We start from the raw sequence: 23,546 nt of genomic DNA on the forward strand, positions 1-23,546 counted from the left end.
AGCTAGGGCTGCATCCGTGTTGCCGTACTGGCGCCTGTCCGCATACTACTTTTTCTATTTCGCGTTCGTCGGCGCCTTTTCGCCGTATTTCACGCTCTATCTCCAGTCGATCTCGCTCTCTGCAACCGATATCGCGATCCTGATGTCGCTGATGCAGGTGATGCGCGTGATCGCACCCAACCTCTGGGGCTGGCTCGCCGAGCATGCAGGACGGCGCCTGTTCATCATCAGGCTATCGGCGACTGCCAGCCTTGCCGGATTCTGCATCTTCTTCGTGACGACGCGCTTCGATGGGCTGTTGATCGCGATGGCGTTGATGGCCTTCTTCTGGAGCGCGGCGTTGCCGTTGGTCGAGAGCCTGACGTTCGCGCATCTCGGAGCCCAGGCAAGCCGTTACGGCAGCGTCAGGGTGTGGGGATCGATCGGGTTCATCGTCGCAGTGCTCGGCATCGGCTACCTGCTCGATTTCCTGCCGCTCGATTCGGTGCTGTGGATGACTGCGCTGGTGCTGGGAGGCATCGCGCTGTGTGCACTCACGCTGCCCGAAGCCCGCGTTCCGGCGCTGCACTGCGAGACCGGGCGCTTGCGTGACACGCTGCGCCGGCCCGAAGTGCAGGCCCTTTTCGGCGCATGTTTCTTCATGTCGGCGGCGCACGGCGCATTGTACGTGTTCTATTCGATCTATCTTGTCGATCACGGCTACAGCAAGGCCCTCGTCGGCTGGATGTGGACGCTTGGCGTGCTCGCCGAGATCGGGGTGTTCATGCTGATGCCCCGCATCGCCCGGTCGTTTTCGATGCGCACCATCCTGGTTTTCGCGTTCGCCTGCGCGGTGCTGCGCTTCGCGCTGATCGGCTGGGGAGTCGAGTCGCTGCCCGCCCTCGTGTTCGCGCAGCTGCTCCATGGCGCGACTTTCGGCGCCTATCATGCCGCAGCCATCGCCACGGTGAACCTCTGGTTCCCCGGCAAGCTCCAATCGAGGGGACAGGCGTTGTACGGGAGCATTTCCTTTGGTGCCGGTGGCATGCTCGGCGGGCTGCTGAGTGGTTTTACGTGGGAAACGATCGGGCCGGCCTGGACCTATACTTTCGGCTCCGGCTTTGCCTTGGGCGGCCTGCTGTGGTTGCTGTGGGGATGGCGCCCGGGGTTGGAAACGATCAAAGGAGAGGTAGCGTGAAAAACGGATTGAGGCATTGCATCGCGGCACTGATCGCCGGCTTTATCGCAGTTGGATGTCAGACGGTGCAAACCACGCGGGGCGGGACGGTCGGCGTGGAGCGCGGGCAGATGATGATGGTGTCGGCCGAGGAGGTCGAGCAGGCGTCGAGCAAGCAATACGCCGAGGTGCTGGCCGAAGCGCGCAAGAAGAACGCGCTCAATCGCGATCCGCGGCAGGTGGCCAGAGTCCGCGCGATCGCCAGTCGGCTGATTTCGCAGGCGACGGCATTCCGCCCGGATACCGGCGACTGGCAGTGGGAGGTCAATGTGCTCAGTTCCGACCAGCTCAATGCATGGTGCATGGCCGGAGGCAAGATGGCGATCTACTCGGGGCTGATCGAGCAACTCCAGCTGAGCGACGACGAAATTGCGGCGGTGATGGGGCACGAGATCGCGCACGCGCTGCGCGAGCATTCGCGCGAGCAGGTTTCGAAAGCGATGGCGACCGGTCTGGGCATTTCCGTCGCCGGAGCCTTGCTGGGCGTCGGCGAAGTCGGACAGGACCTGATGGGCATGGTGGCCAAGGTGACTTTCGAACTGCCCAATTCGCGCCTGCACGAAGTCGAGGCGGATCGTATCGGCGTCGAACTCGCTGCCCGGGCCGGCTACGATCCGCGCGCGGCAGTGGGCCTGTGGGACAAGATGGCGTCGCGCGCGAGCGGTTCGCCCCCGCAATGGCTGTCGACTCACCCCGCCCACGCAAACCGCCAGAAGGATCTGGCCGAATACGCAGCGCGGGTGATGCCGTTGTACGAAGCGGCCAAACGATGAAGAAAGCCTTGCGGGGCGCGGCTATTCACGCTGTCTCCCCTGTGAAATAATCAATCTCTTTTTCTTTCCACGGAAGGCATGGGATGGAAGCCCAAACGCTGTACGAAAAGCTCTGGTCCAGTCACGTCGTTCACCAGGAGGCGGACGGCACGGCGCTGATCTATATCGACCGCCACCTGATCCACGAGGTGACCAGCCCGCAGGCTTTCGAAGGCCTGAAGCTTGCCGGGCGCAAGCCGTGGCGCGTCAGCTCGATCGTTGCGACGGCCGACCACAACACGCCGACCGACCACTGGGAACGGGGCATTCTAGATCCCGTCTCGCGGCAACAGGTCGAAACGCTGGACGCGAACATCCGCGAGGTGGGCGCACTGGCCTACTTTCCTTTCAGGGACGCGCGCCAGGGCATCGTCCATGTGATCGGGCCCGAGATCGGCGCGACGCTCCCCGGCATGACGGTCGTGTGCGGCGACTCCCATACGTCGACGCACGGTGCCTTCGCCTGTCTCGCGCACGGAATCGGGACCTCGGAAGTCGAGCATGTGCTTGCGACCCAGTGTCTGTTGCAGAAGCGTTCCAAGACGATGCTGGTCCGGGTGGACGGCGAACTGGGCCGCGGCGTATCGGCGAAAGACATTGCGCTGGCGATCATCGGCCGCCTCGGTACCGCGGGCGGAACCGGCTACGCGATCGAGTTCGGCGGCAGTGCGATCCGCGCGCTGTCGATGGAAGGGCGGATGACGATCTGCAACATGGCGATCGAAGCCGGCGCACGCGCCGGTCTGGTCGCGGTCGACCAGACGACGATCGACTACCTGCGCGACAAGCCGCTCGCGCCGAAAGGCCAGGCGTGGGAGCAGGCGGTCGCTTACTGGCGCACGCTGAAAACGGACGATGGCGCGAAATTCGACAAGATCGTCGAACTCGACGCCGCGCAGATCCAGCCGCAAGTCACGTGGGGGACTTCCCCGGAGATGGTCGAGACGGTTTCGGGGCGCGTGCCCGATCCGGCCGGCATCGGCGATCCGGTCAGGCGCGAAGGCATCGAGCGCGCGCTGAAATACATGGGTCTCGCGCCGAACACGCCGATCAGCGAGATTCCCGTCGATCAGGTGTTCATCGGTTCCTGTACCAATTCCCGCATCGAGGACCTGCGCGAGGCGGCGTCGGTCGCGAAGGGGCGCAGCAAGGCGCCGAGCGTCAAGCGCGTGCTGGTCGTGCCCGGTTCGGGTCTGGTCAAGCGTCAGGCCGAGGCCGAGGGATTGCACGAGGTGTTCCTCGCTGCCGGATTCGAGTGGCGCGAGCCGGGGTGTTCGATGTGCCTCGCGATGAATGCCGACCGGCTCGAGCCCGGCGAACACTGCGCTTCGACGTCGAATCGCAACTTCGAGGGCCGGCAGGGAGCCGGCGGCCGGACGCATCTCGTCAGCCCGGCGATGGCTGCCGCGGCAGCGGTCGTCGGCCATTTCATCGACGTGCGCGAGCTTGCGTGATCGTCGCCGTGGCGCAGATATGAATATTTCGAAAGGATGGCGAGGCCATCCGGAGGTGGTGAGATCATGAAGCCGTTTACCGAACTCAACGGGCGCGTTGCCCCGCTCGATCGCGCGAACGTAGACACCGACGCGATCATCCCGAAGCAGTTCCTGAAATCGATCAAGCGCAGCGGCTTCGGCCCGAACCTGTTCGACGAATGGCGCTATACGGACCACGGAGAGCCCGGCCAGGATTGTGTGAACCGGCCGAAAAATCCGGACTTCGTGTTGAACCAGCCGCGCTACGAAGGAGCGCAGATACTGCTGACGCGCGACAACTTCGGCTGCGGCAGTTCGCGCGAGCACGCCCCCTGGGCGCTCGAAGACTACGGTTTCCGAGTGTTGATCGGCTCGAGCTTCGCCGACATATTCTTCAATAACTGTTTCAAGAACGGCCTGCTGCCGATCGTGCTGCCCGCGCCGGAGATCGACGAGCTGTTCCGGCAGTGCGAGGCCACCGACGGGTATCGGCTCAAGGTTGATCTCGCCACGCAGACGATCGTCCGTCCCGACGGCAAAACGATCGCGTTCGAAGTCGACCCGTTCCGCAAGGAATGCCTGCTCAACGGCTGGGACGACATCGGCCTGACGCTGCGGCATGCGGACAGGATTCGCACCTTCGAAGAGAAGCGCCGCGCCGACCATCCTTATTATTTTGTCGCCTGAGCCGGACCGGCCGGGCATAGCAGGAGACGTTTGCCGATGAAGATTTGCATTCTGCCGGGCGACGGCATCGGGCCGGAGATCACGGCCGAGGCGGTGCGCGTGATCGAGGCGCTGGACCTGAAGTTCGAGATGGAAGAGGCCCTGCTGGGCGGCGCCGCGGTCGATGCGACCGGCGATCCGTATCCGGAGGCGACGCGCAAGCTCGCCCGCGAGGCCGACGCGGTGCTGCTCGGCGCCGTCGGCGGCCCGAAGTGGGACACGTTGCCGCGCGAACAGCGCCCGGAACGCGGCCTGCTCGGCATCCGCAAGGATCTCGGCCTGTTCGCGAACCTGCGTCCGGCGATCCTGTACCCCGAACTCGCGAATGCGTCGTCGCTGAAGCCGGAGGTGGTGGCAGGGCTCGACATCCTGATCGTGCGCGAACTCACCGGCGACATCTATTTCGGCCAGCCGCGCGGGCTGGAGGTTCGTGACGGCGAGCGTTTCGGCTTCAACACGATGCACTACAGCGAGTCCGAGATTCGCCGCATCGGCCGGGTCGCGTTCGAGGCCGCGCGCAAGCGCAACAGGCGGCTGTGCTCGGTGGACAAGATGAACGTGCTCGAGACGACGCAGCTGTGGCGCGACGTGATGATCGAACTGGCCGCCGAGTATCCGGACGTCGAACTCAGCCACATGCTGGTCGACAACGCCGCGATGCAACTCGTGCGCGCGCCGAAGCAGTTCGACGTGATGGTCACCGGCAACATGTTCGGCGACATCCTCTCCGACGAGGCCTCGATGCTCACCGGCTCGATCGGCATGCTGCCGTCGGCCTCGCTGGACGCGAACAACAAGGGGTTGTACGAGCCGTCGCACGGCTCGGCGCCCGACATCGCCGGCCAGGGCATTGCCAATCCGCTGGCGACGATCCTTTCCGTCGCGATGATGCTGCGCTACACGTTCAATCAGGAAAATGGGGCGCTCCGCATCGAGAATGCGGTGAAGAAGGTGCTGGCGCAGGGCCTGCGCACCGGCGACATTTTCGAGCCGGGCACGACGAAGGTCGGTACGAAGCAAATGGGCGACGCCGTGTTGGCGGCACTCTGAGATTTCTGGCAATTCGAGGTGAAGGCAATGAACAAGGTAGGTCTGGTCGGTTGGCGGGGCATGGTCGGTTCCGTGCTGATGCAGCGGATGGTCGAGGAGGGGGATTTCGCCGATATCGAGCCGGTATATTTCTCGACGTCCGCGGCCGGCGGCAAAGCGCCGGCCTTCGGCGGCCGGGAAGCGCCGCTGGCGCTGCAGGACGCGATGAACGTCGACATGCTGCGGCAGATGGACATCGTCATCACCTGCCAGGGCGGCGACTACACGAAAGCCGTGTATCCGCAGCTGCGGGCGGCCGGCTGGAAGGGCCACTGGATCGACGCGGCGAGTGCACTGCGGATGGAAGACAACGCGGTGATCGTCCTTGATCCGGTCAACCTCGATGTCATCAAGGATGCGCTCGCGAAGGGCGGTCGCGACTGGATCGGCGGCAACTGCACCGTGTCGCTGATGCTGATGGGCCTGGGCGGGCTCTTGAAGCATGGTCTGGTCGAGTGGATTTCGGCGATGACGTACCAGGCCGCGTCGGGAGCCGGCGCGCAGAACATGCGCGAGCTGCTCTCCCAGATGGGTGCGCTGCATGACGCAGTGAAGGCTGAACTCGCCGACCCCGCCTCAGCGATCCTCGACATCGACCGCAAAGTCGCCGAGACAATGCGCTCGGCCGGTTTTCCGGCGAAGAACTTCCGCGGCGTGCCGCTGGCGGGCAGCCTGATCCCGTGGATCGACGTCCCGGTGGAAAACGGCCAGTCGAAGGAAGAATGGAAGGGTGGGGCGGAATGCAACAAGATACTCGGCAACCCGCCGTTCCGTAGTGCCGGCAGCGTGCCGATCGACGGTCTGTGCGTACGCATCGGTGCGATGCGCTGTCATTCGCAGGGATTGACCATCAAGTTGCGCAAGGACGTGCCGCTGGATGAGCTCGGCGAGATCATCGGCACGGCCAACGACTGGGTGAAGGTCGTTCCGAACGAGCGCGAGATCAGCGAAAGGGAACTGACGCCGACCGCCGTGACGGGGACGCTCAGCGTGCCGGTCGGGCGCTTGCACAAGATGGCGATGGGGCCCGAATACCTGGGTGCCTTTACCGTCGGCGACCAACTCCTGTGGGGCGCAGCCGAACCCCTGCGGCGCATGCTGCGAATCCTGCTGTCGCAGTAAAATCGCCGGCCGGAATCGTGCCTGACGCGGTTCCGGCCCCAATTTGTCTCCTGCATGTCACGAACGCCGTTCGGGGGAGGCGTTCGCCGGTGAATTGCCTGGGCAACCAGAGAATTGCTGCGAATATTGAAACAAAATGTTAGATTGCGCGGAGCACAGCGAGCGCTCGCTTGCGTTCACGACGCCATCTTCCACGCAGCTTGGTGCCCTTGCAGGGTGCGGACGATATACAGTTATGAAGACCTCGCTCAAGGCTTCCCTGATCGCAGCCGCGATCGCCACGCTTCCCTCCGGCAGTCACGCTGCCGGCCTTGGCCCGATCAACGTTTTGAGTGCCCTCGGCCAGCCGCTCAGGGCAGAGGTCGAACTCAACGCGACATCGCAGGAAATGCAGTCGCTGACCGCCAGGATTGCGCCGGCGGAAGCATTTCGGCAAGCGAGCTTGCCGTATTCCCCCCTCATGAGCGCGCTGAAGCTGGCGGTGGAGAGCCGCGGAAACCGCGGGGTGGTGCGCATTTCGAGCGACCGTCCGCTCAACGATCCTTTCGTCGATTTGCTCATCGAGCTCGACTGGACTTCCGGACGTGTCATCCGCGAATACACTTTCCTGCTCGATCCGGCCCCGGCAGGAACGCCGCCTGCAGTCGTGGCGGAGGCTGTAGCAGCTCCGACTGTCGCCGCGTCGCCAGGAACGCAGCGTGCTGCGCCACCATCATATCCGCCGCTTTCGGGCACCTCGGCTCGCCCGGCCCGGCATGAGGTACGGCGTGGCGATACGCTGCATGGAATCGCCGAAGCCCATCGTCCCTCCGGTGCGAGCCTCGATCAGATGCTGGTGGCACTGTTCCGCGAGAATCCCGATGCGTTCGAGGGCGAGAATATAAACCGGATGCGGGCCGGTGCAATTCTCAAGGTTCCCTCGGAGACGGCAGTGAGCGCAGTGGAACCAGCCCGGGCGAACCGGGAAGTCGTCACCCAGGCAGCTGATTTCGCAGCCTATCGAAAACGGCTGGCCGGAACCGTGGCCGCACGCGCCCCAGCAAGCGAACCGGCAGCGTCTCGGGCTGGTGCCGGCGCGATCGTCGCAAGAGTCGACGAACCTGCGGGGCAGGGGGCAGGCGGCGATCAGGTAAAAGTGTCCGCTCCCTTGAATCCGGCCGGCGCCCAGGCGCTGGCCGCCGAGTCTTCGCGCCTGGCCCGGCTTCAGTCGCTCGAGGAAGAATTGGTCGTCCGGGACAAGGCCCTGGAGGAGGCGAACAGCCGGCTCGCCACGCTCGAGGCCAGCATCCGCGAAATGCAGAAACTGCTGGAAATTCGAAGCGAGGGCCTCGGAGAGTTGCAGCAGCGGGCTGGCGGCAGTGCCTCGGACGGTGGTGCATCGCAGGCCAATGGACTGGCGGCAGCGGCGCCGGCCGGGGGCGATAGCACACAACAGCGGGCTCTCGAGACCCAGGCTTCGCGACCGCTCGCGGATGAATCGAAACCCGAAGCGCGGCTTCCGCCACCCCAGGCGGCGGAAGTTGCGGCGCCGGTTGTCGAGCCCGATTTTCTCCAGAGCCTCGCTGACGATCCGAAACTGCTTGCGGCAGGGGGCGGTATTCTCGTGCTGCTTCTCGGCTATGCGGGAATCAAGGTGCGTGAACGGCGCAAGGGGGAGCAGGACAGTCGCGACGCACTGGGACTCATGAGCGAGTTGCCACTCGCTGCGGGCTTTGGGGCGGCCGGCGGGCAGAACGTGAACACCGGGGACGGCAGCATCCTCGATACCGATTTCAGCCAGTCCGGCCTCTCCGCAATCGATACCGACGAGGGAGTCGATCCCGTTGCCGAGGCCGATGTGTATATGGCATACGGACGGGACGCCCAGGCGGAGGAGATACTCCTCGATGCGCTCAAGGCAGACACTTCGCGTCTTGCGATACCGCTGAAACTGCTCGAAATTTATGCCCAGCGCAATAGCCCGAAGCAGTTCGAAGCGACCGCGTCGGCACTCTATTCCCGTACCGGGGGGGCGGGGCAGGACTGGGAGAAAGCGGCGGAGATGGGCCGGAGGATGGATCCGGACAATCCTCTCTACGGTGCATCGAACGCGGCTTCCCGCACCGCCGCCAACGAACTTCGGCCAGGTGCGGCCACGATCGGCATGCTCCCCCTTGCAGCGGCCGGCGCCAGGTCTGGTACCGTGGCGGCGGAAGCCGGCGATACCTCCCCGGATTTCGATCCATCTGCTGCGTCGTTGCCAGCAGCCTCCGACAGCGTCGAGCGACCGGGCGGGAGACTGGATTTCACCTCCTATTCTCAGGACGTGGGCGATATTTCGCCGGCAGATCCCCTCTCGCTCGAAACCGGATCGGAGCTGTTGAAGAATCCGTGGGAGCCCCCCGCCAGCGAAACCGGGGACAAACCGGACGCTGACGCGGGCGACATCACACTGGAGGCAACCGAGCTCGATCCGGTCGTCTTCGATACATTGGCGGAGATCGATGCCGTAGCGCTCGACTTCGATCTGGATGTCGGCCTCCCCTGGGGGGACGAAGCCCTGCCTGCGAGCGGCGACCAGAAGGGCGGCGCGGCAGTCGACGCCCTGTTGTCGAACGGCCCGGCTCCGGATCCTGGTTTTTCCGGTGAAGCCGGTGCTCCGTCAGCGGCTCGAGCACTTCCGAGTGCAACGGTCGTCAGCGACAGCGGCGCAGACCTGCCGGCCCTGATGCCGGACACCCACTTCGATCTTCCGTCGGATATCGAGGGACTGGTGCCGGATGCCGAAGCGACCGATTTCAATCTCGATACGCCAACGCTGATTTCCGGTGAAGCGTCCGGCGACGCAAGTCTCGCCGCTCAGGATCCGGAGGAAACGACATTCGACAGCAACCTTCTCGACTTCGATTTCGATTTCGACGATGCCACTCCGCAGTCCTCGGCCGTTGTCCCGGCGTTGGACCCGTCGAGCGTCCCTCTCGAGGCGCCCGGGCACGATGAACGCGAGATCCCGCCATTGCTGGAGGTTCCGGCGAGCGGCGGGTTGAGCGACGAGGCAATCCAGGAAGTCGATACCAAGCTTGAACTCGCACGGGCTTATGAGGAGATGGGCGACAAGGAAGGCGCGCGCGAACTGATCGACGAGGTGCTGCGCGAAGGCTCGCTCGCCCAGCGCGAAGCGGGAAAGCGCCTGCTGGAGCAGCTTGTCTGACTGCAACGCGGGTCGAGTTTTCGCTATTGCCCGGCTTTCACCGCAAAGCGGCTTCGGCATGCATGCAGGATTACTGATACTGATGTGGGCCGCCGGCGTCACGGCCATACAGGCCATGTCCGGCGTGTGGCTTCTGGCCGCGGTGATCGGGAGCGGGCTCGTTGCATCGCTGCTGGCGCCCGAGCGGAGTTGGCGCCTTGTGCGGCGGGTGCGCTTCCTGCTGCTTGCAATCGTTGTCTTTTTTGCCTGGTTCACGCCCGGTGAGGCGCTCGTGACGGACTGGCCCGTGGTGAGCCCGACCGGGGAAGGCGTGCTGCTGGCTGCGCAGCACGGCGGGCGACTCGTCGCAGTCGTGTTTTGCGTCGCCATCCTGCTCCAGCGGCTTTCCGTCGATCGCCTCGTCAGCGGCCTGTATGCGCTGTTACGGCCGCTGGAGTTTGTCGGCCTGCCGGCAAGCCGGCTCGCGGTTCGCCTGTTGCTCGTGCTGCGCTACGTCGAAGCCGGAGCCGAGCATGGCTGGACACACTGGCTCGACGAGGCCGACGTTCCGTCGGACGAAACGATCAGTGTCGTGCGGGAGCCCTTCGGCTTGCGCGAGATCGCAGTATCGGCGTTGTGCATCGCGCTGGGGGTGGCCTGGCTGGGGATCGTGAAGTGAGAATCGTGCTTGGCGTGGAATACGCCGGAAGTGCATTCGAGGGTTTCCAGAGCCAGGCCCATGGGCGGACGGTACAGGATCACCTGGAGGCCGCGATCGGACATATTGCCGCACATCCGGTACGTCTCCACTGCGCCGGCCGCACTGACGCCGGTGTTCATGCGACAGCGCAAGTCGTGCATTTCGATACCGAGTCGGTCAGGCCGAACTCCGGCTGGGTGCGCGGCGTCAACAGCCGCCTGTCTTCGCCGGTCGTCGTGCGCTGGGCGACCGAGGCTGGCGACGGATTTCATGCGCGTTTTTGCGCGGTGTCGCGCCGCTACCGGTACATCCTGCACAATTCGCCGGTGCGCCCCGCGCTTCTCGCTGGCCGCGTCGGATGGTTCCATCCGCCGCTGGACGAGATCGCAATGGCCGAAGCGGCGCGTTGCCTCGAAGGATGGCACGACTTTTCCGCATTTCGCGCCGCCGGTTGCCAGGCCAAGTCGCCGGTGAAGCTGATGCACGAAGTCCGGGTGCAGCGCGCCGGGGACTACGTCGTGTTCGATTTCTGGGCCAATGCCTTTCTCCATCACATGGTGCGCAACCTCGTCGGCGCCCTGGTGTACGTCGGCAAGGGACGCCACTCGGCCGCCTGGCTCGCAGAAGTGCTCGCGGCCCGTGACCGCAGCCTCGCCGCGCTGACGTTTTCCGCTGACGGCCTTTACCTGTGTGGCGTCGAGTATGCCCCGCACTGGTCTCTGCCGGGTGAAGGGCGTATCATCGTCGTTCCTCGTATTCCTTTCGTCTGAGTGGCCCGAACCCGTATCAAGATCTGCGGCCTGACCCGCGCCGAGGATGTCCGGTCTGCGGTCGAGGCTGGCGCCGATGCGATCGGGCTGGTGTTGTATCCGCCCAGTCCGCGCTTCGTGTCATTCGAGGCGGCTGCAGAACTTGCGGCGCTCATCCCCCCGTTCGTCACCACTGTAGGACTTTTCGTCAACCCCGCGCCGGCTTTCGTCGCCGAGGCGCTGCGCTGTGTCCCGCTGCAGCTGCTCCAGTTCCACGGTGACGAAGACGAGCACGAGTGCGCCCGGTACGGGCGTCCGTGGGTCAAGGCGGCGCGGGTGCGTCCCGGGGTCGATCTGGTAGAATTCTCGGCTTGCCATCCGGGTGCCTCGGGGCTGCTGCTCGACGCGTTCGTCGAGGGCTACGGTGGCGGTGGCAAAGTATTCGACTGGACCCTGATTCCTGCAGGCCTGGACAAACCTCTGATCCTTTCCGGGGGACTCGATCCCGAAAATGTCGGCGAGGCCATCCGTCGCGTCAGGCCGTGGGCCGTCGACGTGTCGAGCGGCGTGGAATCGGGCAAGGGGACCAAGGACGCGGCGCGCATCGCTGCGTTCATCGCTGGAGTTCGACATGCAGATGGCTGACGCGCCTTATCGTTTTCCCGACCCGAGCGGTCACTTTGGTCCTTACGGCGGCGTCTTCGTTGCCGAGACGCTGATACCGGCGCTGGACGAACTGCGTGCGGCATACGAAGCCTGTCGCGACGACCCGGCATTCATCACCGAGTTCGAGTACGAGCTCAAGCATTATGTCGGTCGGCCGAGCCCGATCTATCACGCCCGCCGCTGGTCGGACCTGCTCGGCGGCGCACAAATCTACCTCAAGCGCGAGGACCTGAACCATACCGGTGCACACAAGGTGAACAACTGCATCGGCCAGGCGATGGTCGCGCGGCGCATGGGCAAGCCGAGGGTGATCGCCGAAACCGGCGCGGGACAGCATGGCGTTGCCACGGCGACGGTCGCCGCGCGTTACGGCATGGAATGTGTCGTCTACATGGGGTCGGAGGATGTCAGGCGGCAGGCTGCCAATGTCTATCGCATGAAGCTGCTCGGCGCCACGGTGGTGCCGGTCGAGTCCGGATCGAAAACCCTGAAGGACGCCCTCAACGAGGCGATGCGCGACTGGGTCACGAACGTTCACAACACCTTCTACATCATCGGCACCGTTGCCGGGCCCCATCCGTATCCGCTGATGGTGCGCGATTTCCAGACCGTCATCGGGAAGGAATGCCTGCTGCAGATGCCGGAAATGACGGGGCGGCAGCCCGACTGCGTGATCGCCTGTGTCGGTGGCGGGTCGAATGCGATGGGCATCTTCCATCCTTACATCGACGTGCCCGACGTGCGCCTGATCGGCGTCGAGGCGGCAGGCGAGGGGATGGAATCGGGCCGCCATGCAGCCAGCCTCACCGCCGGCAAGCCCGGCGTCCTGCACGGCAACCGGACTTATCTGCTGCAGGATGACGACGGCCAGATCATCGAGACGCATTCGATTTCCGCCGGCCTCGATTATCCGGGCGTCGGACCCGAGCATGCGTGGCTCAAGGACAGCGGCCGCGCGGAATACGTGACCGTCACCGACCAGGAGGCGCTGAAAGCGTTTCATGACCTGTGCCGCCTGGAGGGCATCATTCCCGCGCTCGAGTCGTCGCACGCGCTCGCCTACGCGGCAAGGCTCGCGCCGACGTTGCCGAAGGACAAGATCCTGCTGGTCAATCTCTCCGGGCGCGGGGACAAGGACATGCACACCGTCGCCGAGAAATCCGGCATCCAGTTCTGAGCCTGACGAGTCGCCTCGCGACCCGCATTCCTGACACCGAATATGTCCAAAATCCAATCCACTTTTCAGCGCCTGCAAGTCACCGGGCGGCGGGCGCTGATTCCCTTCATCACTGCCGGCGATCCGGCACCGGAGCTGACGGTGCCGTTGATGAACGCGCTGGTCGAGGGAGGCGCCGACATCATCGAACTGGGCGTTCCGTTCTCCGACCCGATGGCCGATGGTCCGACGATACAGCGCGCCTCGGAACGCGCTCTGGCCAACGGCATGACCCTGCGCAGGGTGCTCGATACCGTTCGCGAGTTCCGCACCGGCAACGCCGAGACCCCGGTGGTCCTGATGGGGTACGCGAATCCGATCGAGGCGATGGGCGTCGAGCGGTTCGTGTCGGCCGCGCGCGAGGCGCAAGTCGACGGCGTGCTGATCGTCGACTACCCGCCGGAGGAGTGCGAGAGCTTCGCGCGGGCGGCAAAAGACGCCGGACTGGATCCGATCTTCCTCCTCGCGCCGACCTCGACCGAGCAGCGTTTCCGCGACGTCGCGAGAGTCGGCAGCGGCTACATCTACTACGTCTCGCTGAAAGGCGTCACCGGCTCCGCGACGCTCGATTTCGACGAGGTGGCGGCGCGCATTCCGCAGATTCGCGCGCAGGTCGGCATGCCGGTCGGCGTTGGCTTCGGCATCCGCGATGCCGAGTCGGCGCGGCGCATCGGCGAAGTGGCCGACGCGGTGGTGATCGGTAGCCGCATCATCGAGGAGATCGAGCGCAGCCCGCGGGATCGGCTCGCCGCCAATGTCACTGCCTTCCTCAGGGAAGTCCGCACGGCGCTCGACCAAGTCGAAGGGAGCGTGCGATGAGCTGGCTGCAGAAACTGTTGCCGCCCAAGATCAAGCGGGCGGAATCGGCTGCGCGCAAGTCGATCCCCGAAGGGCTGTGGAGCAAGTGCTCCGCATGCGAAGCGGTGTTGTACCGATCGGATCTCGAAAGCAACCAGATGGTGTGCCCGAAATGTGGACATCACCAGCGCCTGCGTGCACGGGCGCGCCTCGACTTGCTGCTCGATGCCGAGGGACGGTTCGAGATCGGCGCCGAAGTGGTGCCGGTCGACCCGCTGAAATTCAAGGATTCGCGCCGCTATACGGAACGCCTGTCGGCGGCGAGCGCAGATACTTCCGAAGCCGACGCGATGGTAGTGATGCAGGGCGCGATCCTGACCGTCCCCGTGGTCGTCGCCTGCTTCGAGTTCGAGTTTCTGGGCGGTTCCATGGGTTCGGTCGTCGGCGAGCGCTTCGTCCGCGGTGCCAAGGCTGCGCTCGACCAGCGGCTGCCGTTCATCTGCATCACGGCGACCGGCGGCGCGCGGATGCAGGAAGGCTTGTTCTCGCTGATGCAGATGGCCAAGACGACTGCGGCGATCACCCAGCTCGCCCAGCGCAAACTGCCGTTCATCACGCTGCTGACGGATCCGACGATGGGCGGGGTGTCGGCGAGCTTTGCGTTCATCGGCGACGTCGTGATCGCCGAGCCCGGCGCGCTGATCGGCTTCGCCGGTCCGCGAGTGATCGAGCAGACGGTGCGCGAAACCCTCCCGGAGGGGTTTCAGCGATCCGAGTTCCTGCTCGAAAAAGGCGCGATCGACCTGATCATCGACAGGCGCGAGATGCGGCCGAAGCTTGCCGAACTGCTGACGCTGCTGACGCGTCAGCCGGCGATCGGCGTATAGGCCAAGCGGAACGACGCCCGATGCGATCTCCCGAAACCCTGAAAGACTGGCTGGAACTGCTGGAGCGCCGCCCGGGACAGCCGATCCGGCTCGGCCTGGAGCGGGTTGCTCAAGTCCGGGACGCTCTCGACAGCCAAAGCCGCGCGGTGGTGATAACGGTCGGAGGCACGAACGGCAAGGGATCGACATGCGCGATGCTCGAAGCCATTCTGATCGCTGCAGGCTATCGCGTCGGGTGTTACACGTCGCCCCATTTGCTGGGTTATAACGAACGGGTGCGCATCGATGGGCGCGCAGTCGGCGATGAAGCGCTCGTTGCGGCTTTCAATCATGTCGAACGAGCGCGCGGCGACGTCCCGCTGACATATTTCGAACAGGGCACGCTCGCTGCATGGCATGCGTTCTGCCGCGAGCCGCTCGATGTGATCATTCTCGAAGTCGGCCTGGGCGGCCGCCTCGATGCGGTCAATGTGTTCGAGCCGGATTGCGCCATCGTCACCAGCGTTGCGATGGATCACATGGATTATCTGGGCGATAGCCGTGAGAAAATCGGCTTCGAGAAAGCGGGAATCTTCCGCTCCGCTCGCCCCGCGATCTGTTCCGATCCGCTGCCCCCGGAATCCTTGATCGCGCACGCCCGGCAGATCGGCGCCGATCTCCGGCTGGTAGGCCAGGATTTCGGGTTTTCGGGCGATCGCACGCAGTGGACCTGGTGGAGCCGGGGCGGCCCCCGTCGCGGAGGGCTCGCGTACCCGTCGCTGCGCGGGGCGAATCAGCTGCTCAATGCGGCAGCGGTCCTGATGGCACTGGAAACCTTGCGCGAGCGTATTCCGGTGTCGATGCAGGCGGTGCGCGAGGGGTTGATGCTGGTCGAACTGCCGGGGCGTTTCCAGGTGCTCGCGGGGAAGCCCTCGGTAGTGCTCGACGTGGCCCATAACCCCCAGGCGGCCGGAGTGCTGGCTGAGAATCTTTCCAACATGGGCTACTTTCCGGAGACGTGGGCAGTATTCGGCATGCTCGCCGACAAGGACGTTGAAGGGGTCGTCAGCCTGATTCGCGACAAGATCGACCACTGGCTGCTCGCCAGCCTGCCCGGCGCGCGCGGTCTGTCCGCTCCCGCGCTGGCCGGGCGTCTCGCCGCGTCCGGAGTCAGCGGAGACGTGCGCTGTTTCGATCGGCCCTCGGACGCGTTCGACGTCGCCCGAGCGAGTGCCGAGGAGGGTGATAGAATTGTCGCCTTCGGTTCATTTCTCACGGTGGCGGACGTGCTCGAAGCGGTGCATGCCGCTCGCCACTGAGGTTTCGCGTGACAGATAACGACAACCTCGACCTCAAGAAGCGGTCGCGACGCCGTTTGGTGGGGGCCGCGGCCATTGCCCTGCTTGCGGCAATCGTGCTCCCGATGGTGATGGATCAGGAGCCTCGTCCGCCTGCGGAGGACATCCAGATCACGATTCCCGACCGCGAAGCCGACGCCGCACTTTCCCTGCCGATCGCCAGCCCCCCTGCAGCCCCCGTCGCGCCCCCGCTCGTGCAGTCGCCCGAGGAACAGCCGTCGTCGCCGGACAACACTGTCGAGGCGGACTCTGTACCTGTTGCGCCGCTTGCCGAGCCGAAGCCGCCGTCTCCCGCGCGTTCGACCGGCACTGCTCCGAAACCGGTCGAGCCGAACGTCCGTCCTGCGCCGGAGCGCCCGACTGCAACGTCGTCTGCCGATGAGGCGGCACGGGCGCTGGCGCTGCTGGAAGGCAAGAAGCCGGGTGCCGCTTCGACTGGCGAGTCTTTCGTGGTCCAGATCGGCGCGTTCGGCGAAGCATCGAAAGCGACTGCCCTGGGGGCAGAGCTCAAGAAGCGCGGATTTGCTGCCTATACGGAGAAGGCCGGTGCCGTCACGCGAGTGCGCATCGGACCTTTCGGCAGCCGTGAAGAAGCGGACAAGGCGGCCGAAAGGCTGAGATTGAGCGGTATGAGCGGCGTCGTGGTGCAGCGGTGAATCTGCTGCTGCGGGCCCGCGTTCCTGATGACCGCGTTTGACTACATTTTTCTGGGTGTGCTGGGATTTTCGGCGCTGATCGGCCTCTGGCGAGGTCTGGCAAGTGAAGTGATTTCCCTTTTGGCGTGGGTCCTGGCGCTGCTTGCGACCTGGCGCTACGGGAGTGATGTCGCAGCTTCGCTGGCCGGAATCGTGGCCGAACCCGCGTGGCGATATGTAGCGTCGTTTGCCATGATCTTCGTCGCGGTGCTGTTGCTGGGAGGGCTGTTGCGGTTTTTGCTCCGGGAATTGTTGAAAGCTGCCGGACTCGGCCCTGCCGATCATTTTTTTGGCGCGATTTATGGGCTGGCACGAGGCTTGGCGATAGTGTTCTCGGCAGTGCTGCTTGGAGGAATGGTCGGTGCGGCGCGGGAGCCCTGGTGGGCGAACGCAAAGTTTGCCCCGCCGATGGAAATGGCGGTGGTTTCCGTCAAACCGTGGCTGCCGGACGTGGTGGCCGACAGGATTCGTTTCAGATAGGTGTTTATTCCATGTGCGGAATTTTAGGGGTCGTCGCGACTTCCCCGGTCAACCAGTTGCTCTACGATGGCCTCCAGGTCCTGCAGCATCGCGGTCAGGATGCTGCCGGGATCGCGACTTCCGAGGGCGGACGCTTCTTGATGCACAAGGGGTCGGGCCTCGTGCGCGACGTGTTTCGTACGCGAAACATGCGCAATCTCGTCGGCAACTGGGGCATCGGCCATGTCCGCTATCCCACGGCGGGGTCCGCGTACAATCCCGCCGAAGCGCAGCCGTTCTACGTCAATTCTCCGTTCGGGCTGCTGCTTGCGCACAATGGCAATCTGACGAACTCGGAGGAACTCAAGCGGGAAATGTTCCTTTCCGATCTGCGGCACATCAACACGAATTCGGATTCGGAAGTGCTGCTGAACGTGCTTGCCCATGAATTGCAGGCAGCGGCGAAGGGTTTCAAGCTCGATGAGGACGCGGTTTTCCGCGCCGTCTCCGGTGTCCATCGGCGCTGCCGCGGCGCGTACGCGGTGGTCGTGATGATTGCCGGCTACGGCCTGCTCGCGTTCCGCGACCCGTACGGGATACGGCCGCTCGTGGTCGGGCGCAATGAGGTCGAGGCCGGACAGGAGTGGCTCGTCGCTTCGGAGTCCGTCGCGATGGATGTCCTCGGCTTCAGGATGCTGCGCGATGTCGCCCCCGGCGAGGCGATCCTCATCGATACGCAGGGGAATTTCCGGAGCCGGCAGTGCGCGGACAAGACTGTCGAAGCGCCCTGCATGTTCGAGTTCGTCTATCTCGCGCGGCCGGATTCGATCATCGACGGGGTGTCGGTGTACGAGTCGCGCGTCAAGATGGGCGAGTTCCTCGCCGACAAGCTCAAGCGCGTGATGCCGCATGCCGAGATCGACGTCGTGATCCCGATTCCCGACTCGAGCCGACCCTCCGCAATGGAAATGGCCCACCGGCTGAACCTTCCCTATCGCGAAGGCTTCGTGAAGAACCGTTATATCGGACGCACCTTCATCATGCCGGGACAGGCGATCCGGCGTAAGTCGGTGCGCCAGAAGCTGAACACGATTCCGCAGGAATTCAGGGGCAAGAAAGTGCTCCTCGTCGACGATTCGATCGTGCGGGGAACGACCAGCCGTGAAATCGTGATGATGGCGCGCGAGGCCGGTGCCGAGAAAGTCTATATGGCGTCGGCGGCGCCTCCCGTCCGGTATGCGAACGTGTACGGGATCGACATGCCGACGCGCGCCGAACTGATCGCCGCAAGCCGCGACGAGGCTCAGATCTGCCAGGAGATCGGTGCGGACGGACTGATCTACCAGGACCTCGCCGACCTGAAGGCGGCGGTGAGAGCCGTGAATCCGGCGATCAGCTTCTTCGAGACTTCGTGCTTCGACGGATGCTATGTGACGGGGGACATCACGCCGGAGTATCTCAACGGGATCGAGAACCGGCACGACGCCGGCAACCTCTCATCGGACGAGAGCGAGGGCGGACAACTCGACCTCAACCTCGTAGGTAGCCACGACAACTGACCCCACCCCATACCCATGAACCCCTACGAATTCGACACCCTGGCCGTGCGGGCAGGCACTGCACGCAGCCAGTTCAACGAGCACAGCGAGGCGCTTTACCTGACCTCGAGCTTCGTCTTCGGCAGTGCAGCGCAGGCCGCAGCGCGCTTTTCCGGCGAGGAGCCGGGCAACGTCTACGCGCGTTTCTCGAACCCGACCGTCACGGCGATGCAGGAGCGGCTCGCGGCGCTCGAAGGCGCCGAAGCCTGCGTCGCGACCGCATCGGGAATGTCGGCGATTCTCTCGCTGGCGATGGCGACGCTGAAAGCCGGCGATCACGTGGTCGCTCCGACGGGGCTGTTCGGTGCGACGCAGCAGCTGTTCGGCACGATTCTCTCGAAGTTCGGCATCGAGACCAGCTTTGTCGCCGCCACCGAACTCGATGCGTACCGCGCTGCGGTGACGCCGCGCACGCGCCTCTTCTTCGTCGAAACGCCGTCGAACCCGCTCACCGAAGTCATCGACATCGCGGGAGTCGCGGAGATTGCCCACGCTGCAGGCGCGCTGTTCGCGGTCGACAATTGTTTCTGCACTCCCGCATTGCAGCGCCCGCTGGAACTGGGCGCCGACGTCGTCGTGCATTCGGCGACCAAATACCTCGACGGGCAGGGAAGAGTGCTCGGCGGCGCAGTGGCCGGGGCGAAAGTCGTCGTCGACGAGGTGCTCAAGTTTTTGCGTACTGCCGGGCCGAGCATTTCACCATTCAATGCATGGGTGATTCTGAAAGGTCTGGAGACGCTGCGCATCCGGATGGACGCGCAGTCGGCAACCAGCCTGGATCTGGCGCGCTGGCTGGAACAGCAGCCGGGAGTGGTACGCGTGTTTTACCCCGGCCTCCCATCGCATCCGCAGCACGCACTTGCGATGCGCCAGCAAAAATCCGGCGGTGCGATCGTCAGCTTCGAAGTCGCAGGGGGCCGCGAACGTGCGTGGCAAGTCGTCGACGGCACGCGCATGATTTCGATCACCGCGAATCTCGGCGACACGAAAACGACGATCACTCATCCGGCGTCGACGACGCACGGCCGCATCAGCGCCGAAGCACGCGCTGCTGCGGGAATCGGAGAAGGACTGCTGCGCGTGGCGGTCGGTCTCGAGTCGATCGAGGACCTGCGTGCCGACCTTGCCCGGGGTCTGCGAGCCTGATCCTTCGGCCTCACTGACGCAGGCGCAGTCAGGTGCCGAGCTTCGCTCCGAAGCGGAGCGCCACCGGGGGCCCAGCCCCGTCCCAGCGCAGATAGGGCGCGTCGTCGTGCCAGTCGGCGAGCACCCATCGTTCGCATGAGCGGCCGTCGACGACATGCACGTGATGCGCCGGACGATGCGTATGGCCGTGGATGAGCGTCGGATAACCGTGCTCGCGCAGCAGCGTTTCGACGGCGAATGCATTGACGTCCATGATGTCGCTGGCCTTTTCCTGCTTCGCGGTTTCGCTCTGGAATCGCAGGCCCTCGATGACCTGTTTGCGCTGTGCGAGTGGCCGTTCCAGAAAGGCTAGTTGCCAGGCAGGATCGCGAACCAGGCGGCGAAACGACTGGTAATGCTCGTCGTCGGTGCACAGGATATCGCCGTGACTCAACAGTACCCCTTCGTTGTCGAAATCGATCAGCGTCGGATCGGGAAGGATTCGCAGGCGGGCTCTGCGGGCGAATGATTCGCCAAGCAGAAAATCGCGGTTGCCCGGCAGGAAGAAGAGACTTGTTCCCGTCTCGGCGAGCGCCGCCAGCGCGTCGCTTACTGCGTTGTCCAGTGGCGTCGCGTCGTCATCCCCGGCCCAGTATTCGAAAAGGTCGCCGAGGATGTAGAGAGCCTGGACGCTGCGCGCCGGGCCCTGAAGGAACGCGAAAAAAGCCCGGAGCGTGACGGGCCGTTGCTCGCACAGGTGGAGGTCGGAAATGAACAGGGCCGACATCGAGGCCTGTGCCGGCAAGTTATGCAGCGAGTCAGACGATTTCGGCACGCTCGATCACGACGTCCTCGACCGGCACATCCTGATGAAAACCGCTGGAGCCGGTCTTGACCGAGCGGATCGCATTCACGACATCCATGCCTTCGGTAACCCGGCCGAACACGCAGTAGCCCCAGCCCTGGGTGTCCGCCGAACGGAAATCGAGGAAGTCGTTATCGGTCACGTTGATGAAAAACTGTGCCGTAGCGGAGTGCGGGGCCTGCGTGCGGGCCATCGCGACCGTGCCGGTGACGTTCTTCAGGCCGTTGTCGGCTTCGTTCTTGATCGGCTCGCGAGTGGGTTTCTGCACCATGCCGGGTTCGAAACCTCCACCCTGGATCATGAAACCCTTGATCACGCGATGAAAGATCGTGTTGTCGTAATGCCCGGCTGTAACGTAGGCGAGAAAATTCTCGACCGTTTCCGGAGCTTTCTCGGAATCCAGTTCGAGGGTGATCGTACCGTGGTTGGTATGAAGCTTGACTGCCATGGAAAGCTCCTGGTCGGGCTTACTGCTGGGTGGATTTTGCCGGCACCGCATCCACGATGCGGATCGATTCGATCATGACCGGCTGCTCGGGAACGTTCTGCATGCCATTCACGGTGTGGGTCGGAAGCCGGCCGATTTTCTGCACGACGTCGAACCCCTCGGTGACCTTGCCGAAAACGGCATACCCCCAGCCGTCGCGGGACGGGTAGTCGAGAAAGCGGTTGTCGACGAGGTTGACGAAGAACTGTGCGCTGGCCGAATGAGGATCGGCCGTGCGAGCCATCGCGAGCGTGCCGGCTTCGTTGCGCAGGCCGTTTTTCGCTTCGTTCTCGATCGGGGCACGGGTAGGTTTCTGTCGCATCGCCGCGTCGAAGCCGCCGCCCTGAACCATGAATCCATCGATGACGCGATGGAAAATGGTGCCGTTGAAGTGGCCGCTCTTCACGTACTCAATGAAGTTCGCGACCGATTTAGGTGCCTTGTCGGCGAAAAGCTCGACCATTACCGGACCTTCGCTGGTCCGCATCTCGACAACCGGGTTGGCTGCGCCGGCGGAAACGAGCCAACCGAACAGAAAGAGAGAGGCGAGCAGGCGCTTCATTGTCGGGTTTCCAGGAGTGAGGGAGGGGAGAGTTTATCCGGCGATGCCTTCGCGGTGATCGTCGAGCCCTGCGTCGGGTGCTGAACGCCGCACGGCTGAATCCAGCAACGAAGGGATTCGAACCGGCCCCGGATCGGAACATGTCGTCGTTGTGCTAGAATCACCGCCACTTTCCGTGAAATCCGCGCGGATCGACGCGATATTCTATCAAAGAAAACTGCGCCGCATCGCAATCGAGTGATGGAGGCGAAACGGCTGGGGCGGACCGACGGGTGCCGCCCTTTTTGTTGTATCGGTGGCGCTTGCCGATTCTGTTTGCGATCCTGCGAATCGGCTGCCCAGAACCCGACCAGGCGGAAGAAACATGCTGCACATTCACAATACGCTGACACGAAGAAAGGAAGCCTTCGTTCCGATCGCCCCGGGCAAGGTGCGGATGTACGTCTGCGGGATGACGGTCTACGACTATTGCCACCTCGGGCATGCGCGCGTGATGGTGGTGTTCGACATGGTGGCGCGCTGGTTGCGGGCAAGCGGTTTCGAACTGACGTACGTGCGGAACATCACTGACATCGACGACAAGATCATCAGGCGGGCGGGCGAGAAAGGCGAATCGATCCGCACCCTGACGGACCGGTTCATTGCCGCAATGCACGAGGATGCGGACGCCCTCGGCGTGCTTCGGCCCGACCACGAGCCGCGTGCGACGGAGTATGTGATGCAGATGCAGTCGCTCATCGGCCGCTTGCGGGACAAGGGTCTCGCCTATGTCGCCGGGAATCGTGACGTGTGCTACTCGGTCCGAAAATTCGACAGCTATGGTCGGTTTTCCGGCAAGTCTCTCGACGAACTGCGCGCCGGCGAGCGCGTCGAAGTCGCCGGCGACAAGCAGGATCCGCTCGACTTCGTGTTATGGAAGCATGCCCGGACCGACGAACCCGATGAAGTCAAGTGGGCGTCGCCGTGGGGAGCGGGGCGCCCGGGCTGGCACATCGAGTGCTCGGCGATGAGTTCGGACCTGCTGGGCGAACAGTTCGACATCCACGGCGGCGGCCAGGACCTGCAGTTTCCTCATCACGAGAACGAGATCGCGCAATCCGAGGGCGCGCACGGGCATACGTTCGTGAATTACTGGATGCACAACGGATTCGTCCGTGTCGACGACGAAAAAATGTCGAAATCGCTCGGCAACTTCTTCACGATCCGCGACGTCCTCGAGCGTTTCGACCCTGAAGTCGTCCGTTTTTTCATCCTGCGCGCGCACTACCGCAGTCCGCTGAATTATTCCGACGCGCACCTCGAAGATGCGCGCCAGGCGCTGACACGCCTTTACACAGCGTTGCGCAACGTCCAGCCGTCCGATGCGCAAGTCGATTGGGATGAACCGCACGCGATGCGATTCCGCGCCGCGATGGACGACGATTTCAACACGGCGGAAGCGGTGGCAGTGCTTTTCGAGCTCGCGAACGAAGCCAACCGCAGCGGATCCGCCGCGACCGCGGCCCAGTTGAAGGGGCTGGGAGGCGTGCTCGGACTGCTTGCGCGCGAGCCGGCGAGCTTCCTTCAGGGCAGGATGGCCGGCGAACCGGACAAGGGGGAAGGCGTCGCGATCGAGTCGATGATCGAGCGCCGCGCGCTGGCGAAGAAGTCGAAGGACTACGCCGAGGCCGACCGGATCCGTGCGCAACTGCTCGCGTCGGGAATCGTCCTCGAGGATACGCCGCACGGCACCGTCTGGCGCCGCGCCTGAACGCGCTGCGTCCGGAGACTCGCGAACGCAAGCCTCCAGGCAC

Annotated in this window: 22 protein-coding genes; 19 read left to right on the forward strand and 3 right to left on the reverse strand. The window is 64.2% G+C overall.

Annotation, left to right across the window (positions count from 1 at the left end; translation table 11 throughout):
- Positions 1-16 precede the first annotated feature (16 nt).
- From EBN1_RS13405 to EBN1_RS13490, 18 genes are all read left to right on the forward strand, one after another.
- Entirely contained in the window at positions 17-1,177 is a 1,161-nt protein-coding gene (locus tag EBN1_RS13405) for an MFS transporter (RefSeq protein ID WP_011238497.1), read from the forward strand.
- Positions 1,174-1,989: a M48 family metallopeptidase gene (locus tag EBN1_RS13410; RefSeq protein ID WP_011238498.1), complete on the forward strand. Its 816-nt coding sequence runs from the start codon at positions 1,174-1,176 to the stop codon at positions 1,987-1,989. Before EBN1_RS13405 ends, EBN1_RS13410 begins: the two co-directional genes overlap by 4 nt.
- A gap of 83 nt (positions 1,990-2,072) precedes the next feature.
- The gene (gene leuC / locus EBN1_RS13415) at positions 2,073-3,482 is read left to right on the forward strand and encodes a 3-isopropylmalate dehydratase large subunit (RefSeq protein ID WP_011238499.1); all 1,410 of its coding nucleotides are present in this window, start codon (positions 2,073-2,075) and stop codon (positions 3,480-3,482) included.
- A gap of 66 nt (positions 3,483-3,548) precedes the next feature.
- Entirely contained in the window at positions 3,549-4,190 is a 642-nt protein-coding gene (leuD, locus tag EBN1_RS13420) for a 3-isopropylmalate dehydratase small subunit (protein ID WP_011238500.1), read from the forward strand.
- Between the two features lie 36 nt (positions 4,191-4,226).
- A complete protein-coding gene (gene leuB, locus EBN1_RS13425) occupies positions 4,227-5,279 on the forward strand; it encodes a 3-isopropylmalate dehydrogenase (protein WP_011238501.1) in 1,053 nt (350 codons plus the stop codon).
- Between the two features lie 27 nt (positions 5,280-5,306).
- Positions 5,307-6,440: an aspartate-semialdehyde dehydrogenase gene (asd, locus tag EBN1_RS13430; RefSeq protein WP_011238502.1), complete on the forward strand. Its 1,134-nt coding sequence runs from the start codon at positions 5,307-5,309 to the stop codon at positions 6,438-6,440.
- Between the two features lie 235 nt (positions 6,441-6,675).
- Positions 6,676-9,630: a motility hub landmark protein FimV gene (locus tag EBN1_RS13435; protein ID WP_011238503.1), complete on the forward strand. Its 2,955-nt coding sequence runs from the start codon at positions 6,676-6,678 to the stop codon at positions 9,628-9,630.
- Between the two features lie 58 nt (positions 9,631-9,688).
- Complete coding sequence (locus tag EBN1_RS13440; RefSeq protein WP_041646369.1) at positions 9,689-10,288, forward strand: CbiQ family ECF transporter T component; 600 nt, start codon at positions 9,689-9,691, stop codon at positions 10,286-10,288.
- Entirely contained in the window at positions 10,285-11,079 is a 795-nt protein-coding gene (gene truA, locus EBN1_RS13445; protein ID WP_011238505.1) for a tRNA pseudouridine(38-40) synthase TruA, read from the forward strand. Before EBN1_RS13440 ends, truA begins: the two co-directional genes overlap by 4 nt.
- Positions 11,080-11,703, forward strand: coding sequence for a phosphoribosylanthranilate isomerase (locus tag EBN1_RS13450; RefSeq protein WP_011238506.1), 624 nt, complete (start codon positions 11,080-11,082; stop codon positions 11,701-11,703).
- Positions 11,690-12,901 (forward strand): tryptophan synthase subunit beta, encoded by a 1,212-nt coding sequence (trpB, locus tag EBN1_RS13455; protein WP_041646371.1) that lies wholly within the window; start codon positions 11,690-11,692, stop codon positions 12,899-12,901. Before EBN1_RS13450 ends, trpB begins: the two co-directional genes overlap by 14 nt.
- Positions 12,902-12,943: 42 nt before the next feature.
- Positions 12,944-13,759: a tryptophan synthase subunit alpha gene (gene trpA / locus EBN1_RS13460; RefSeq protein WP_011238508.1), complete on the forward strand. Its 816-nt coding sequence runs from the start codon at positions 12,944-12,946 to the stop codon at positions 13,757-13,759.
- Positions 13,756-14,625, forward strand: coding sequence for an acetyl-CoA carboxylase, carboxyltransferase subunit beta (accD, locus tag EBN1_RS13465; protein WP_011238509.1), 870 nt, complete (start codon positions 13,756-13,758; stop codon positions 14,623-14,625). The genes trpA and accD overlap by 4 nt, the downstream gene beginning before the upstream one ends.
- 20 nt (positions 14,626-14,645) lie before the next feature.
- Positions 14,646-15,923, forward strand: a complete 1,278-nt coding sequence (gene folC, locus EBN1_RS13470) for a bifunctional tetrahydrofolate synthase/dihydrofolate synthase (protein WP_011238510.1) — start codon at positions 14,646-14,648, stop codon at positions 15,921-15,923.
- Between the two features lie 8 nt (positions 15,924-15,931).
- Entirely contained in the window at positions 15,932-16,618 is a 687-nt protein-coding gene (locus EBN1_RS13475) for an SPOR domain-containing protein (RefSeq protein WP_011238511.1), read from the forward strand.
- A gap of 27 nt (positions 16,619-16,645) precedes the next feature.
- Positions 16,646-17,137 (forward strand): CvpA family protein, encoded by a 492-nt coding sequence (locus EBN1_RS13480; RefSeq protein ID WP_011238512.1) that lies wholly within the window; start codon positions 16,646-16,648, stop codon positions 17,135-17,137.
- 11 nt (positions 17,138-17,148) lie between these two features.
- A complete protein-coding gene (purF, locus tag EBN1_RS13485) occupies positions 17,149-18,675 on the forward strand; it encodes an amidophosphoribosyltransferase (protein WP_011238513.1) in 1,527 nt (508 codons plus the stop codon).
- A gap of 15 nt (positions 18,676-18,690) precedes the next feature.
- Positions 18,691-19,860, forward strand: coding sequence for an O-succinylhomoserine sulfhydrylase (locus EBN1_RS13490; protein WP_011238514.1), 1,170 nt, complete (start codon positions 18,691-18,693; stop codon positions 19,858-19,860).
- A 28-nt stretch (positions 19,861-19,888) separates the two neighbouring features.
- Here EBN1_RS13490 and EBN1_RS13495 read toward each other — a convergent pair whose 3' ends face one another.
- From EBN1_RS13495 to EBN1_RS13505, 3 genes are read right to left on the reverse strand one after another with little or no spacing between them, the layout of a single operon-like run.
- Positions 19,889-20,626, reverse strand: coding sequence for a UDP-2,3-diacylglucosamine diphosphatase (locus tag EBN1_RS13495; protein ID WP_011238515.1), 738 nt, complete (start codon positions 20,624-20,626; stop codon positions 19,889-19,891).
- 31 nt (positions 20,627-20,657) lie between these two features.
- Positions 20,658-21,152 (reverse strand): peptidylprolyl isomerase, encoded by a 495-nt coding sequence (locus tag EBN1_RS13500; protein ID WP_011238516.1) that lies wholly within the window; start codon positions 21,150-21,152, stop codon positions 20,658-20,660.
- 19 nt (positions 21,153-21,171) lie between these two features.
- Complete coding sequence (locus tag EBN1_RS13505) at positions 21,172-21,753, reverse strand: peptidylprolyl isomerase (RefSeq protein ID WP_011238517.1); 582 nt, start codon at positions 21,751-21,753, stop codon at positions 21,172-21,174.
- Between the two features lie 364 nt (positions 21,754-22,117).
- Between EBN1_RS13505 and cysS the strand changes: the two genes are divergently transcribed.
- Positions 22,118-23,503, forward strand: coding sequence for a cysteine--tRNA ligase (gene cysS, locus EBN1_RS13510; RefSeq protein WP_011238519.1), 1,386 nt, complete (start codon positions 22,118-22,120; stop codon positions 23,501-23,503).
- Positions 23,504-23,546: the final 43 nt, after the last annotated feature.

The organism is Aromatoleum aromaticum EbN1, from assembly GCF_000025965.1.
GTDB classification, from domain to species: Bacteria; Pseudomonadota; Gammaproteobacteria; order Burkholderiales; family Rhodocyclaceae; genus Aromatoleum; species Aromatoleum aromaticum.